Here is a 15,815-nt window from a genome sequence, read left to right as displayed (position 1 = left end):
GGGCAGCGAACTCCCCCACCCATCACGCCGCTTGCGCTTTCCTTCCAACGCTATAGCTTCGTCCCCCTAGTTGCGGCCGGTTGACAGGGCGCAAGACCCTGCACCGTCCCGACATAACGGGGAGGACCGAAGGGGTATGGAGATCGTCTATCTCGCCTTGGTCTGCGGCGTCATCGCCGTGGTCTATGGCATCGTGACCAGTCAGCAGATCCTGTCGAAGCCCGCGGGCGACGCAAAGATGCAGGACATCGCCGCCGCCATTCAGGAAGGCGCAAAGGCCTATCTCGGCCGTCAATATCGCACCATCGCCATCGTCGGCGTCGTCGTCGCGGTCGTGCTGGCGGTCACGCTGGGCACCGTCGCCACCGTCAGTTTCCTGATCGGCGCGGTGCTGTCGGGCGTCGCAGGCTTTGTCGGCATGAACATTTCGGTGCGCGCCAATGTCCGCACGGCGGAGGCCGCACGGTCCTCGCTTCAGGGCGGGCTGACTCTCGCGTTCCGCTCGGGCGCGGTGACGGGGATGCTGGTGGCGGGCCTTGGCCTGCTGTCGATGGCGCTGATCTTCTGGTATCTGGTTGGCGTGAAGGGCGATCCGGCGAACAGCCGCGAAGTGATCGAGGCGCTGACCGCACTCGCCTTCGGCGCATCGCTCATCTCGATCTTTGCGCGGCTGGGCGGCGGCATCTTTACCAAGGCTGCGGACGTCGGCGCCGATCTGGTCGGCAAGGTCGAGGCGGGCATACCCGAGGACGACCCCCGCAACCCTGCGGTGATCGCCGATAATGTCGGCGACAATGTCGGCGACTGTGCGGGCATGGCCGCCGATCTGTTCGAAACCTATGTCGTCACCATCGGCCTGACGATGGTGTCGATCGCGCTGCTCGTCTCGGGCACCGATGCCGAACTGACCGCGCTGATGTCGTTGCCCTTGCTGGTCGGGGGCGTGTGCATCATCACCTCGATCATCGGCACCTACATGGTCCGCCTCGGCAAGGGCAGCATCATGGGGGCGCTGTACAAGGGGTTCTGGACCACCGCGATCCTGTCGGTGCCCGCCATCTATCTCGCCAGCCAGTATGTGCTGGGCGACATGAACGCGGTGATCGGCGGCGCGGGCTTCCTCGACCCGATGAGCGATACCGTGCTGTCGAGCGCGGAAGGCTCTCCCGCAGCCGGAGAGAGCTTCACCGGCATGGACCTGTTCTGGTGCATGTTGATCGGCCTCGGCCTGACCGGCGCGCTGGTCTGGATCACCGAATATTATACCGGCACCAATTATCGCCCGGTGAAGTCGATCGCCAAGGCCAGCGTTACCGGCCACGGCACCAACGTCATCCAGGGACTGGCGATCAGCCTGGAGGCGACCGCGCTTCCCACCATCGTCATCCTGATCGCGTTCGTCGGCGCGTATCAGCTTGCCGGGATCATCGGCATCGCCTTTGCCGCCACCTCGCTGATCGCGCTGACCGGTATGGTCGTCGCGCTCGATGCCTATGGTCCGGTCACGGACAATGCCGGGGGCATCGCCGAGATGGCGGGGCTTCCGGATGAAGTCCGCGAACGCACCGACGCATTGGACGCAGTGGGCAACACCACCAAGGCGGTGACCAAGGGCTATGCGATCGGATCGGCGGGTCTGGCGGCACTCGTGCTGTTCGGGGCGTACACCACCGATCTGACCGAGTTCTTCCCTGACATCACCGTCGATTTCAGCCTGTCCAATCCATATGTCGTGGTCGGGCTGCTGCTCGGGGCATTGCTCCCCTATCTGTTCGGGGCCTTCGGCATGACCGCGGTCGGGCGTGCGGCGGGGCATGTGGTGCAGGACGTGCGCGATCAGTTCGCCAACGACCCCGGCATCATGGCGGGGACCAGCCGCCCCAACTATGCCCGCACCGTCGACATCGTAACCAAGGCGGCGATCAAGGAGATGATCATTCCGTCGTTGCTCCCGGTGGTGACGCCGATCGCGGTCTATTTCCTAATCACTGCAGTCGCGGGTCAGGCCAACGGCTTTGCGGCACTCGGCGCATTGCTGCTGGGCGTCATCGTCTCGGGTCTGTTCGTCGCGATCTCGATGACGAGCGGCGGCGGCGCGTGGGACAATGCCAAGAAATATATCGAGGACGGCAATCACGGCGGCAAGGGGAGCGAGGCGCACAAGGCCGCGGTCACCGGCGACACCGTGGGCGATCCGTACAAGGATACGGCAGGCCCGGCGGTCAATCCGATGATCAAGATTACCAACATCGTCGCACTGCTGCTGCTGTCGGCATTGGCGGTCGCTTGACCGTTTATTGAGGTGCGATCTCAACCCCGTCCGGGCAACCGGGCGGGGTTTTCTTTTGAGGCCGATACAACGCGAGCAAAACCCTCCCCTCCGTTTGTTTCGAGCGAAGTCGAGAAACGCGACACCAGCGCTTAACCCACGTTTCTCGACTTCGCTCGAAACAAACGGGTCGGGGGGGCAGGTAACGCTCGACACGCAATTCCCCTCCGCACTAAAGGCTCAGCCATGCGGGGCGGCATCGACACGAACGGACTGGGCAGGCGCGTTGCGCTGGCGCTGGTCGCGTGCGCGCTGTTGCTGCGGATCGCGGTGCCAGGCGGGTGGATGCCGTCGGATCAGGGGCGCTGGATCGAACTGTGTACCGGCGACGGCATGGTCACCGCGTTCGTCGATGCCAACAACCGGCTGCACCGCAGCGATCCGGGAGAGGCCCACGCCGCCAAACAGCATTGCGCCTTTGCCGGGCTGACCGCGCCGTTCGATCCGCCGCTCGGAATCGACCCCGAACCGCTTGCAACCACGACCGAACCGACATTCGCGCTGGCACGTTTCTCGGTCGCCATCGGCCAGGGACTGGCCGCACCGCCGCCGCCGTCCACCGGCCCGCCCACCTTCACGATCGCCTGATTTCCATTTGCCGCGCGCAACAAGCGCGGCGCGATCGATGCTGTCGCGTGCTGCCCGAAGGCCACGGGACCATGAAGGGTTTTCCATGTCCAGTTTCACGCTGCGGGCCGCATTGTCGGCCGGCATTTCCGCATCCGCGCTTCTTTGCGCGCTTCCCGCCCATGCCCGCGACGACGAACCGCCACGCGACGAAGAGCAGGTCACCGTAACGGGCAAGCGCGCTACCGATCCCGAACAGCGCCCCGGCGGCGCCGACCGGGTCGAGGCCGAGCAGTTCGAAGACAAGGTCGCGGTTTCGCTCGCCGACGCGCTCGCGTTCTCGCCCGGCGTCTATGCCCAGCCCCGTTTCGGTCAGGAAACCCGGCTGTCGATCCGCGGGTCGGGGATCAGCCGCGGCTTTCACATGCGTGGGCTGACGCTGCTTCAGGACGGCATCCCCATCAACCTGGCCGACGACAATGGCGATTTTCAGGAACTCGACCCGCAGGTGTTCGAGGCGATCGAGGTGTATCGCGGCGGCAACGCGCTGCGCTATGGCGGATCGACCCTGGGTGGCGCGATCAACGCAATCACCCCGACGGGGCGCAGTGCGCCGGGCATCGAACTGCGCGCCGATGGCGGCAGTTTCGACACGCTGCGCGGCAAGATCGCCTATGGCGCGTCGGACGCAGTGGGTGACGTGTTCCTGGCCATGACCGGCGATACGTCGTCGGGCGATCGCCAGCAGTCCGATCGCCGTTCGCTGCGGCTGAACGGCAATGTCGGCCTGAAGCTGGGCACGGGTGCGGAAACGCGCTTCTACGCGTCGATCAACCACATCCGTCAGGATTCGCCGGGCAACCTCAACCTGACCGACGCGATCAACAATCCGGCCAAGGCGCGCGCGATACTGATCGCCAACAATTACGGCCGCGACATCGATTCGATCCGGTTGCAGAACCGCACACGCGTCGCGATCGGCAGCGGAGAGGCAAGCGTCGGCGTCTTCTACAACACCAAGCAGCTCTACCACCCGATCTTTCAGGTCATCGACCACAAGTCGGATACCTATGGCGCCTTCGCCAGCCTGGATTATGCCGGGCGGGTCAGCGACGCCATCGGCTGGGAGGTGACGCTGGGCGGCCAGGCGCGGTTCGGCACCACCGACGCCAAGCAGTTCGTTAATATCGGCGGCAAGCGCGGCGCGTTGACCGCCAGCATCGTTCAGCGGGCGCACACCATCAACAGCCATGTCGAGGGTCGCCTGCTGCTGGGCGACACGCTCAGCTTGATCGCGGGCGGAATCCACACGCTGGGTGAGCGCGAGGTCGACAACCTGCTCGCTCCCGCCAACAGCGACGGCGGCCGTTTCGATGGTTTCTCGCCCAAATTCGGGGTGCTGTGGACGCCGGTGCCGGGGGTGCAGCTTTACGCCAACCGGTCGCGCAGCCTGGAGCTTCCGGGCTTTTCCGAACTGGTGCAGGCGCCCACCGTGGGCTTCGTCGCGGTCGAGCCGCAGCGCGCCTGGACGACCGAGATCGGCACGCGCGGGCGGCTGGGCATCGCCAGCTGGGACATCAGCCTCTATCGCGCCGACCTTCGCGGAGAGATGCTGCAGTTCGTGATCGGGCCGGACATTCCGGCATCGACCTTCAACGCCGATCGTACTTTGCACCAGGGGGTCGAGGCCGGCCTGACGCTGGCCATCGCGCCGTGGCTGGCGCTCAATCAGGTCTATCAGTTCAACGATTTCCGCTTCGTCGATGACACGCGCTATGGCGACAACCGTCTGCCGGTGGTGCCCGAGCATCTCTATCGCGCCGAACTGCGACTGGGGACCGATGCGTTGAGCGTCTCGCCGCGGGTCGAATGGATACCGCAGGGCGCGTGGGCCGATTATCGCAACACGCTGCGCGTTGATGGCTATGCGACGATCGGGCTGGGTGCGAAGGCGCGGCTGTCGGAGTCGCTCAGCGTGTTCGTCGATGCGCGCAATCTGACCGCGAAGAAGGCGGTGGGCGACATCTCCGCCGTGGTCGCGGCAACACCCGCGTCGGAGATTTTCTATCCGATCGAGCGCCGCGCGATTTATGGCGGCGTGCGCGCGAATTTCTGAAAGGAAGCGGGCGCGGCGTTTCATCCTCCGCGCCCGCTTCCCTTTTTCCACGCCAGCGCGTATGGAGCCGCGACTTTCGCTCCATGACATGAGGCATTTTTTGGCCAAGGAAGAACTGCTTGAAATGCGCGGACAGGTGGTTGAGCTGTTGCCCAACGCCATGTTCCGCGTCCGGCTTGAGAACGACCACGAGATTCTCGGCCACACCGCCGGCAAGATGCGCAAGAACCGCATCCGCGTGCTGGTGGGCGACGAAGTGCTCGTCGAACTGACGCCCTATGATTTGACCAAGGGTCGGATCACCTATCGTTTCAAATAAGATCACGCGTTTCTCGGCCCGTTCTTTTCGAGCGAAGTCGAGAAACGGGTCCCGGGCGCCGGGAATGCGTTTCTCGACTTCGCTCGAAACGAACGGCTAGGGGGACATCATGAACCTTGTCCTCGCCTCCACTTCACCGCGCCGGTTGGCGCTGGTCGAGCGGCTTGGGGTGACGCCCACCCGCGTTGCCGCGCCCGACATCGACGAAAATCCTCTAAAGGACGAGCTTCCCCGCGCCTATGCGCTGCGGCTGGCCGAGCAGAAGGCGCGCGCCGTCGATCGCGCGGCTGGAGAGATCGTGCTGGCGGGCGACACCACCATTGCGCTCGGCCGTCGCATCCTGCCGCCCGCCGACACGCCCGACATCCAGCGCGACCTGCTGAACAAGCTGTCGGGACGCCGTCACCACTGCCTGTCGGCGGTGTGCGTGATCGATTCGCACGGCACCGCGCGGATCAAGCTCGCGGACACCGTGGTCGCGTTCAAACGCCTGCACCCGCAGGAAATCCAGGCCTATATCGATTGCGGCGAGGGGCTGGGAAAGGCGGGCGGCTACGCGATCCAGGGCCGCGCCGAAGCGTTCGTGCGATTCCTGTCGGGCAGCCATTCGGGCGTCATCGGCCTGCCGCTGTTCGAAACGCGCGCACTGCTGAAGGCGGCGGGGCTGCCGCTTGTCTGAATGGCTCTATGAGGCCGGGATCGGCGAGAACCGCGCGGCGCTGATCGAGAACGGCGCGATCGTCGAGGCGCGGATCGAGCCTGACGATGCCGGACCGTCGCTGGGGACGATCGCCGAGGCACGGCTGATCGAGCGTCCTACCGCGAATCGCGGCGCGCGGATCGAACTCGCAGACGGCGGCGAAGCGCTGCTCGATGCGATTCCCAAGGGGCTTAGCGAAGGCCGCGCCCTGCTGGTCGAAATCGTGCGTGAGGCGATCCCCGAGGCCGAGCGGCCCAAGCCGCCGCGCGCGCGCCTCGCCCCCGAAGGTGCAAGCCCCGCCCCCGGCCCCGACCTGCTCGCCCGCATCGCCGCGACCGGCATCCCCGTTCGCACCTGCCAGCCGCATCAGGCGGATGCACTGGAAGCCGCGGGCTGGTCCGAATTGCTGGCTGAGGCCGCAAGCGGCGAGATCGCCTTTCCCGGCGGACAGCTTCGCATGAGCGTGACGCCTGCCATGACCCTGTTCGACATCGACGGCGCGCCGCCGCTGGAGCCGCTGGCGATCGCGGGCGGCATCGCTGCTGCACGCGCGATCCGGGGGTTCGGGATTGGCGGGTCGATCGGCGTGGATTTCCCCACCCTCCCCGACAAACCGGCGCGCAACCGCGTGGTCGAGGCGTTCGATCGCGCCTTGCCGCAACCCTATGAACGCACCGCGATCAACGGCTTCGGCTTCTTGCAGGTGGTTCGCCGCCGCCCGCGCGCTTCGCTTCCCGAATTGCTGGCGCTCGATCCAGCCGCCGCCGAACTGCGCGCGGTGCTGCGGCGAATCGAGCGCAGCGGTCCGACCGATCCGACCTGGCACCGCCTGCCCCCCGCACTGATCGCTGTTCTCGACCGGCATCCCGATTGGCTCACGGCGCTTCACCGGCGGACCGGGCGCCCCCATCTGTTCAGCCCCGCCTGAAGGAACCCGATGCCCCGCCGCAATGCCTGCCCGATCTGCGACAAGCCCGTCGCGCCTGAGCACACCCCCTTTTGCAGCCGTGGCTGCCGCGACCGCGACCTGCTCAAATGGCTGGGCGAGGGGTATCGGATTCCCGCCGGCCCGGCCGAGAGCGACCCTGACGCGGAAACCGGTTCGGCAGGGCTGGACAGCACCGGACGCCCCGACTAAGGAGCCCCCTCCCGATCACTCGATCGGCGTGCCTAGGTAGCTCAGTTGGTAGAGCATGCGACTGAAAATCGCAGTGTCGGCGGTTCGATCCCGTCCCTAGGCACCATTTCCTGAAATCTTGATCCCGCACAATAAAGCTGGCCCAAAACCACATTAAGAGCGGCCCACTCCACAGTAAGGGTTGCCCAACAGCCTATCGAGCCAGCTTACTTTAGCGAATGCAGTCTAACTGCTGGTGCCACATAGCGGCGTCCTAGAGCTGGATGCTCGTGTAAATCCTGGAATTTACGCCAAACCCTGTGGTTCCTGAGCTTCAAGGAAAATGGTGCCCGGAAGAGGACTCGAACCTCCACGACCTTGCGATCGCCAGCACCTGAAGCTGGTGCGTCTACCAATTCCGCCATCCGGGCACGGGGTAGGCGGCGGCAACTAGGCGGCGGGGTCGGGGGTGTCAACCGGCATCGTGCGGTTTTTCGCACTTGTCGGCGCCGCACCCGCGCGGCCTTGCCCTTGCCGCCCACAAGGGGCATTGGACGTGGCCATCAGGCTGTCATCCCAGCGACCAACCGAAACATGGCAAGGCACATGAAGGACAAGCTCATCACGGTCATCGGCGGCGGCGGTTTTGTCGGCCGCTATGTCGTCCAGGCGTTGCTCGCAAAGGGCGCGCGCGTCCGCATCGCGCAGCGCGATCCGCGTCAGGCGTGGTTCCTGAAACCGCTGGGCGGCCTCGGCCAGACCCAGTTCGTCGCCGCCGACGTCGCGCGCCCCGAGACGCTGGCGCGCGCAGTCGAAGGGTCCGGCGCGGTGGTTAATCTGGTCGGCATCTTGTCGGGCGATTTCGAGAAATATCATGTGCGCGGCGCGCGGGCGGTGGCCGCCGCTGCCGACGCGGCGGGCGCCACCGCCTTCGTCCAGATGTCGGCGATCGGCGCGGATCGCGAATCGCCCTCCGCTTATGGCCGGTCCAAGGCGCTGGGCGAGGAAGCGGTGCGCGGCGAGTTCGCGAACGCCATTGTCCTGCGCCCCTCGATCGTCTTTGGTCGCGAGGACCAGTTCGTGAATCGCTTCGCGCGGATGATCCAGAGCGCGCCCGTCGTCCCGGTGCTGCGCGCCGAGGCGAAGTTCCAGCCCATCTATGTCGCCGATGTCGCCGAAGCGGTGGTGCGTGTGCTCGCCGAGCCGACGCGCTTTGCGGGCAAGACCATCGAACTGGGCGGGCCGGACGTCATCACGATGGGCGCGCTGATCCGCTGGATCGCGCAGACCATCGGTCGCGACCCCGCGATCGTCGAACTGCCCGACCAGATCGGATCGCTGATCGCGGGCGCGGGGTTCCTGCCCGGCGCGCCGATCACCCGCGACCAGTGGAAGATGCTGCAATCCGACAATGTCGTCGGCGGCGCGGCGCTGGGCGTGGCCGATCTCGATATCGATCCCGTTCCGATGGCGACGGTCGCGCCGGGCTGGCTGGTCCAGTATCGCAAGCAGGGTCGGTTCGGCACGCACCGCGCTGCCTGAATCTAATCCGCCCTTCCCCCACGCCCTGACGCGGGCCGCCCGCCCGCCAGCGCATGACGTCCGAAAGGGGCCGCCATGAACGACCTTTTGACCATCATCCTGCTCGGCATCATCGAGGGGCTGACCGAATTCGTGCCCGTGTCGTCGACCGGGCACCTGATTTTGCTCAGCGAATTGCTGGGTTTTACCGGCGAAGGGTCGGCGGCGTTCAAGATCGCGATCCAGTTGGGCGCGATCCTCGCGATCCTGGTCGCTTACTGGCGGCGTTTCTGGAATGTCGGCCAGGGTTTGCTCCGCGCCGATCGCGATTCGATCCGGTTCACTCGCAACATCCTGATCGGCTTCCTGCCCGCGATGGTGATCGGCGCCTTCGCCTATGAAGGCATCCGCGTGCTGCTGCAGTCGCCGATGACGGTCGCGGTGGCGCTGATTCTGGGCGGGGTCGCGATTCTGGTGATCGAGCGGATGGTCAAGCACGTCACGGTCGAAAGCGTCGAGGCGATGCCGCTCAAGACCGCGATCGGCATCGGCGTGGTCCAGTGTCTGGCGATGGTGCCGGGGGTCAGCCGCTCAGGCGCTTCGATCATGGGCGCTTTGCTGATGGGGGTCGAGCGCAAGACCGCAGCGGAGTTCAGCTTCTTCCTTGCCGTCCCGACGATGATCGGCGCGACCGTCTATGCGCTGTGGAGCGACCGCGAGGTGCTGACGCTCGACGATCTGAACGCCATCGCGATCGGATTCACCGTGGCGTTTCTGGTGGCGCTGGTGGTGGTGAAGGCGTTCGTGGCGATCGTTGGACGCTTTGGCTTCGCGCCCTTTGCCTGGTATCGGATCGCGATCGGATCGGTAGCGCTGGTGTGGCTGCTGGCACGATAGGACCGATACGGGACGATATTCGCGATAATCATTGCCGTCAAAGTTTCGCGGCGCAGCAACATTCTTTCGATAGGTCATGTAGGCTGACCCGATTGTCGGGTTTTGCGTGACTCGCCCCGCGCTGCGGCATAATTCGCGAGCCTCAAACATGGGGCGAGCGGACGATGGCCGACGAAAAGATGCTGCAATTCGTAAAGCGCGAGCAGGAATATCCCGCCAAGCGCGAAGCCGAATTGCGTGCCGATGATTTTCGCGAGATCGCCGATCGCTATGCGACTCCTGACGCCGAACAGCAGGCCGGGCGATGCTCGCAATGCGGCGTTCCCTATTGTTCGGTCCACTGCCCGCTGCACAACCATATCCCCGACTGGCTGCGGCTGACCGCCGAAGGACGGCTGCGCGAGGCGTATGAATTGTCGAACGCGACATCGACCATGCCGGAAATTTGCGGCCGCATCTGCCCGCAGGACCGGCTGTGCGAAGGCAATTGCGTGATCGAGTTTTCCGGCCACGGCGCGGTGACGATCGGTTCGGTCGAGAAATTCATCACCGACAAGGCATGGGAAGAAGGCTGGGTCGAACCGCTGGTCCCCGGTCCCGCGCGTGGCCAGTCGGTCGGCGTGATCGGCGCGGGTCCGGCGGGGCTGTCGGCGGCGGAATATCTGCGCGCGGCGGGCTATGACGTCCATGTCTATGACCGCTATGACCGCGCGGGCGGGTTGCTGACCTATGGCATCCCCGGCTTCAAGCTGGAGAAGCCGGTGGTGATGCGCCGGGTCGATCGGCTGAAGGCAGGCGGCATCGTCTTTCACGACAATTTCGAGGTCGGGCGCGATGCGACGCTGGACGAATTGCGCGCCCGTCACGACGCCGTGCTGATCGCGACCGGCGTGTATAAACCGCGCGCGATCAAGGCTCCGGGCGTTGGCGCGAACGGCGTCGTCGATGCGCTCGATTTCCTCACCACCTCCAACCGCAAGAGCTTCGGCGATGCGGTGCCGGCGTTCGAGGACGGCAGCCTGAATGCCGCGGGCAAGGACGTGGTCGTGATCGGCGGCGGCGACACCGCGATGGACTGCGTCCGCACCGCGATCCGCCAGGGCGCGAAGTCGGTCAAATGCCTGTATCGCCGCGACCGCGCCAACATGCCGGGGTCGCAGCGCGAAGTCGCCAACGCCGAGGAAGAGGGCGTCGAGTTCGTCTGGCTTTCTGCGCCTGCGGCGTTTGAAGATAGCAACGGCCAAGTCGCGCGCGTTCGCGGTCAGCGGATGCGCCTTGGCGCCCCCGATGCCTCCGGTCGCCGCGCGCCTGAACCCGATCCGGGCAGCGAGTTCACGCTTCAAGCCGATCTGGTCATCAAGGCGCTGGGCTTCGACGCCGAAGACCTGCCTGCGCTGTTCGATGCGCCCGAACTCGGCGTCAATCGCTGGGGCACCGTACGTGTCGACGCACGCAGCATGATGACCAGCATGGACGGCGTGTTCGCGGCGGGCGACATCGTGCGTGGCGCATCGCTGGTCGTCTGGGCGATCCGCGACGGGCGCGACGTTAGCGAGCATATGCACCGGTATCTGAAAGCAAAGGCAAAGGCGTCGGCGACGCGCGAGAAGGAGGCGGCGTGATGGTCCGCGACATGCAATCCGAACGCGAACGCCTGGCCCGCGAAGGCATGTACCGCCCCGAGTTCGAGGGCGATGCCTGCGGCGTTGGCATGGTCGCGGCCACCGACGGCACGCCATCGCGTCGCGTCGTGCAGTCGGCGGTCGATGCACTGAAGGCGGTGTGGCACCGGGGTGCAGTCGATGCCGATGGCAAGACCGGCGACGGGGCGGGGCTGCATATCGATTTGCCGCACCGGTTTTTCGACGATGCGATCCAAGCATCGGGCCATGCCCCGCGCGACAACCGGCTGGCGGTCGGCATGATCTTTTTGCCGCGCACCGATCTGGGGGCGCAGGAGACGTGCCGGACGATCGTCGAGGCCGAGATCATCGGCGCGGGCTATACCATCTATGGCTGGCGTCAGGTGCCGGTCGATGTGTCGGTCATTGGCCGCAAGGCACAGGAAACCCGGCCCGAGATCGAGCAGATCATGATCGCCGGGCCGATGCCGGATGAACAGAGCGCGGCGGAGTTCGAGAAGGAACTCTATCTCGTCCGCCGCCGGATCGAGAAAGCCGTGATCGCAGCGCAGATCGCGGGCTTCTACGTCTGTTCGCTGTCGTGCCGGTCCATAATCTATAAAGGCCTGTTCCTCGCGGAATCGCTGTCGGTCTTCTATCCCGACCTGACCGACGATCGGTTCGAAAGCCGGGTCGCGATCTTTCACCAGCGTTATTCGACCAACACCTTCCCGCAATGGTGGCTGGCGCAGCCGTTCCGCTGCCTCGCGCATAATGGCGAAGTCAACACGATCCGCGGCAACAAGAATTGGATGCTAAGCCACGAGATCAAGATGGCGAGCATCGCGTTCGGAGATCGCTCGGAGGATATCAAGCCGGTGATCCCCGCGGGCGCATCCGACACCGCGGCGCTGGATGCGGTGTTTGAGGCGATCTGCCGTTCGGGCCGCGACGCGCCGACCGCCAAGCTGATGCTGGTCCCCGAAGCCTGGCAGGGCGGCAGCGACATGCCGAGCGCGCATCTGTCGATGTACAAATATCTGGCCTCGGTGATGGAGCCGTGGGATGGCCCCGCCGCGCTCGCCATGACCGATGGTCGCTGGGCAGTCGCGGGGATGGACCGCAACGCGCTGCGTCCCTTGCGCTACACGCTGACCAATGACGGCTTGCTGATCGTCGGGTCGGAAACCGGGATGGTGGTGGTGCCCGAGGCGAGCGTGCTCGAAAAAGGCCGACTGGGCCCCGGCCAGATGATTGCGGTCGACCTCGACGACGGCGTGTTGATGCATGACCGCGCGGTCAAGGACCGGATTTCCGCCGAGCACGACTATGCGTCGATGATCGGCGAGTTCCTGACCATCGACGACTTGCCGAGCGTGGACGCCTCCTCGTGCCGGTTCGACCGTGCCGAGCTGACCCGGCGTCAGGTCGCGGCGGGTCAGACGCTGGAGGATATGGAGCTGATCCTGTCGCCGATGGTCGAGAGCGCCAAGGAAGCGATCGGATCGATGGGCGACGATACACCGCTGGCGGTCATTTCCGACAAGCCGCGCCTGATCAGCCAGTTCTTCCGCCAGAATTTCTCTCAGGTGACGAACCCTGCGCTCGATCCGCTTCGCGAACGCCACGTCATGTCATTGAAGACGCGGTTCGGAAATCTGTCGAACATCCTGGAAAGCGAGGAGCGCGCCAATCCGGTGCTGGTGCTCGAAAGCCCGGTGCTGACCAATGCCGACTGGGACCGGCTGAAGGCCTATTTCGCCGACCAGACCGCGCAGATCGATTGCACCTTTGCGACCGGTGGTGGAGCGGAGGATTTGCGCGCTGCGATCGCCGACATCCGCGCACAGGCCGAACAGGCGGTGCGTGAGGGCAAAACCGAGTTGTTCCTGACCGACGAGAATGTCGGGCCGGACCGCATCGCGATTGCGGGCGTACTGGCGGCTGCGGCTGTCCACACCCACCTCGTCCGCAAGGGACTGCGCTCCTATGCCAGCGTCAATGTGCGGACGGCGGAATGCCTCGACACCCATTATTATGCGGTGCTGATCGGCGTCGGCGCGACCACGGTGAACGCCTATCTGGCCGAAGCGTCGATCGCCGATCGCCAGGCACGCGGGCTGTTCGGCGATTTGTCACTGGATGAGTGTCTGGAACGGCATCGCACAGCAATCCAGGAGGGGTTGCTCAAGATCCTGTCGAAAATGGGGATCGCGGTGATCTCCAGCTATCGCGGTGGGTATAATTTCGAAGCGGTGGGGTTGAGCCGCGCGCTGGTCGCCGACCTGTTCCCCGGCATGCCCGCCAAGATTTCGGGCGAGGGCTATGCGTCGCTGCACCTGAACGCGATCATGCGGCACGAGGCGGCGTTCGACCGTGCGGTCGTCACGCTGCCCATCGGTGGCTTCTATCGCCAGCGCCACCAAGGTGAAACGCACGCCTATTCGGCGCAGTTGATGCACCTGCTGCAAAGCTCGGTCGCGACCGACAGCTATTCGACCTATCTGCAATTCGCGCGCGGCGTCCGCGACCTGCCGCCGGTCTATCTGCGCGACCTGCTTGAATTCAATTATCCAGCGGAAGCCGCGCCGATCGATCAGGTCGAGGCGATCACCGAAATCCGCAAGCGGTTCGTAACCCCCGGCATGTCGCTGGGCGCGCTGTCGCCAGAGGCGCACGAAACGCTGGCCATCGCGATGAACCGCATCGGCGCGAAGGCGGTGTCGGGCGAAGGCGGCGAGGACAAGGCACGCTATTCCCCCTACGACAATGGCGACAACGCCAATTCGGGGGTGAAGCAGATCGCAAGCGGGCGCTTCGGCGTCACCGCCGAATATCTCAACGCCTGCGACGAGATCGAAATCAAGGTTGCCCAAGGCGCCAAGCCCGGGGAAGGCGGCCAGCTTCCCGGTTTCAAGGTGACGGAGTTCATCGCAAAATTGCGCCACGCCACGCCCGGCGTCACGCTGATCTCTCCGCCGCCGCACCACGACATCTATTCGATCGAGGATCTGGCGCAGCTCATTTACGATCTGAAGCAGATCAATCCCCGCGCGCGGGTGTGCGTGAAGCTCGTCTCGTCGGCAGGCATCGGCACGGTCGCGGCGGGCGTGGCGAAGGCGCATGCCGACGTCATCCTTGTCTCGGGCCATGTCGGCGGGACGGGCGCTTCCCCGCAGACCAGCATCAAATATGCCGGTACCCCGTGGGAAATGGGGCTGAGCGAGGTCAACCAGACGCTGACGTTGAACAACCTGCGCGGCCGCGTGACGCTGCGCACCGATGGCGGCCTCAAGACCGGACGCGACATCGTCATCGCCGCGATCCTGGGCGCCGAAGAGTTCGGCATCGGCACGCTCAGCCTGGTCGCGATGGGGTGCATCATGGTGCGCCAGTGCCATTCGAACACCTGCCCGGTCGGCGTGTGCACGCAGGACGAGAAGCTGCGCCAGAAGTTCGTCGGCACGCCCGAAAAGGTCATCAATCTGATGACCTTCATCGCCGAGGAGGTGCGCGAGATTCTCGCCAAGCTCGGGGTGAGGAGCCTCGACGAAGTGATCGGCCGGACCGAACTCCTGCGTCAGGTCAGCCGCGGGGCCGAGCATCTCGACGATCTCGACCTCAACCCGATCCTTGCCAAGGTCGATGCGTCGGACGAGGATCGCCGTTCGGACAAGGGCCAATGGCGCAATCCGGTGCCCGACAGCCTCGACGCGCAGATGATCGGCGACGCCGCCGCGGTGTTCAGCCGCGGCGAAAAGATGCAGCTCACCTATACCGTCCGCAACACGCACCGCGCGGTCGGCACCCGCCTGTCGAGCGAAGTCACGCGCAAGTTCGGTATGGATACGCTGGCCGACGGGCACATCCATGTCCGCCTGCGCGGATCGGCCGGACAATCGCTGGGCGCGTTCCTGTGCAAGGGCATTACGCTGGAGGTGTTCGGCGACGCCAACGACTATGTCGGCAAGGGGCTGTCGGGCGGCGTCATCGTCGTGCGTCCGACGGTCAGTTCGCCGCTGGTCAGTCAGGACAATACCATCATCGGCAATACCGTGCTGTATGGCGCGACCAGCGGTCGGCTGTTCGCGGCGGGGCAGGCGGGCGAGCGGTTCGCGGTGCGCAATTCGGGTGCCAACGTCGTCGTCGAAGGCTGCGGCGCGAATGGCTGTGAATATATGACCGGCGGCGTCGCCGTGATCCTGGGTGCGACGGGTGCCAATTTCGGCGCGGGGATGACCGGCGGCATGGCCTTCATCTACGACCGCGAGGGCGCCTTCGCGGCGCGGGCCAATCCGGAAAGCATCACCTGGCAACGCATCGCGTCGTCGCATTGGGAAGGTATGCTGAAGGAACTGGTCGCGGCCCACGCCGCTGCCACCGACAGCAAGCATTCGCGCGGCCTGATCGAGGATTGGGACCGCATCGTCGGCGATTTCTGGCAGGTGGTGCCGAGGGAGATGCTGACGCGACTGCCGCATCCCCTGGACGATGCGCCGAGCGAACTGGTCGCGGCAGAGTAGGGACCGGGCCTCTCACCATCCCCACACCCCGGCCGCCGTGGAGGGGTGACGGTGCGTGTGGACGCGAGCGCACCAACAAAACGCCACCCTGCAACTTCCGCTCA

General features: G+C 65.3%; 11 protein-coding genes and 2 tRNA genes. 12 read left to right on the top strand and 1 reads right to left on the bottom strand.

All coding sequences use genetic code 11. The features are described from left to right. Positions 1 to 136 precede the first annotated feature (136 nt). The 8 genes from ACX0GZ_RS03550 (at position 137) to ACX0GZ_RS03515 (ending at position 7,275) form a co-directional block, all read left to right on the top strand. Positions 137 to 2,290 (top strand): sodium-translocating pyrophosphatase, encoded by a 2,154-nt coding sequence (locus ACX0GZ_RS03550; protein ID WP_458813452.1) that lies wholly within the window; start codon positions 137 to 139, stop codon positions 2,288 to 2,290. Between the two features lie 225 nt (positions 2,291 to 2,515). Then, positions 2,516 to 2,917: a hypothetical protein gene (locus ACX0GZ_RS03545; protein ID WP_458813450.1), complete on the top strand. Its 402-nt coding sequence runs from the start codon at positions 2,516 to 2,518 to the stop codon at positions 2,915 to 2,917. Between the two features lie 85 nt (positions 2,918 to 3,002). Further along, positions 3,003 to 5,012, top strand: coding sequence for a TonB-dependent receptor family protein (locus ACX0GZ_RS03540; protein WP_458813448.1), 2,010 nt, complete (start codon positions 3,003 to 3,005; stop codon positions 5,010 to 5,012). A gap of 100 nt (positions 5,013 to 5,112) precedes the next feature. Continuing rightward, positions 5,113 to 5,331, top strand: coding sequence for a translation initiation factor IF-1 (gene infA / locus ACX0GZ_RS03535; RefSeq protein WP_003049127.1), 219 nt, complete (start codon positions 5,113 to 5,115; stop codon positions 5,329 to 5,331). Between the two features lie 109 nt (positions 5,332 to 5,440). Next, positions 5,441 to 6,010, top strand: a complete 570-nt coding sequence (locus tag ACX0GZ_RS03530) for a Maf family protein (RefSeq protein ID WP_458813446.1) — start codon at positions 5,441 to 5,443, stop codon at positions 6,008 to 6,010. Further along, positions 6,003 to 6,959 (top strand): ribonuclease, encoded by a 957-nt coding sequence (locus ACX0GZ_RS03525; protein WP_458813444.1) that lies wholly within the window; start codon positions 6,003 to 6,005, stop codon positions 6,957 to 6,959. Before ACX0GZ_RS03530 ends, ACX0GZ_RS03525 begins: the two co-directional genes overlap by 8 nt. Positions 6,960 to 6,968: 9 nt before the next feature. Beyond that, entirely contained in the window at positions 6,969 to 7,169 is a 201-nt protein-coding gene (locus ACX0GZ_RS03520) for a DNA gyrase inhibitor YacG (protein ID WP_458813442.1), read from the top strand. 30 nt (positions 7,170 to 7,199) lie between these two features. Beyond that, positions 7,200 to 7,275, top strand: a tRNA-Phe gene (locus ACX0GZ_RS03515). Between the two features lie 217 nt (positions 7,276 to 7,492). On the opposite strand, the gene ACX0GZ_RS03510 is transcribed toward ACX0GZ_RS03515, so the two are convergent. Continuing rightward, a tRNA-Leu gene (locus tag ACX0GZ_RS03510) sits at positions 7,493 to 7,579 on the bottom strand. Positions 7,580 to 7,754: 175 nt separating this feature from the next. Between ACX0GZ_RS03510 and ACX0GZ_RS03505 the strand changes: the two genes are divergently transcribed. The 4 genes from ACX0GZ_RS03505 (at position 7,755) to gltB (ending at position 15,711) form a co-directional block, all read left to right on the top strand. Further along, on the top strand, positions 7,755 to 8,690 hold the full coding sequence (locus ACX0GZ_RS03505) for a complex I NDUFA9 subunit family protein (RefSeq protein WP_458813440.1): 936 nt from the start codon (positions 7,755 to 7,757) through the stop codon (positions 8,688 to 8,690). Between the two features lie 75 nt (positions 8,691 to 8,765). Beyond that, complete coding sequence (locus tag ACX0GZ_RS03500; protein ID WP_458813438.1) at positions 8,766 to 9,566, top strand: undecaprenyl-diphosphate phosphatase; 801 nt, start codon at positions 8,766 to 8,768, stop codon at positions 9,564 to 9,566. A gap of 164 nt (positions 9,567 to 9,730) precedes the next feature. Beyond that, positions 9,731 to 11,188, top strand: coding sequence for an NAD(P)-dependent oxidoreductase (locus tag ACX0GZ_RS03495; RefSeq protein ID WP_458813436.1), 1,458 nt, complete (start codon positions 9,731 to 9,733; stop codon positions 11,186 to 11,188). After that, a complete protein-coding gene (gene gltB, locus ACX0GZ_RS03490; protein WP_458813434.1) occupies positions 11,188 to 15,711 on the top strand; it encodes a glutamate synthase large subunit in 4,524 nt (1,507 codons plus the stop codon). Before ACX0GZ_RS03495 ends, gltB begins: the two co-directional genes overlap by 1 nt. Positions 15,712 to 15,815 lie beyond the last annotated feature (104 nt).

The organism is Sphingomonas aestuarii (assembly GCF_054457155.1).
This window is presented reverse-complemented; position numbering and strand designations above follow the sequence as displayed.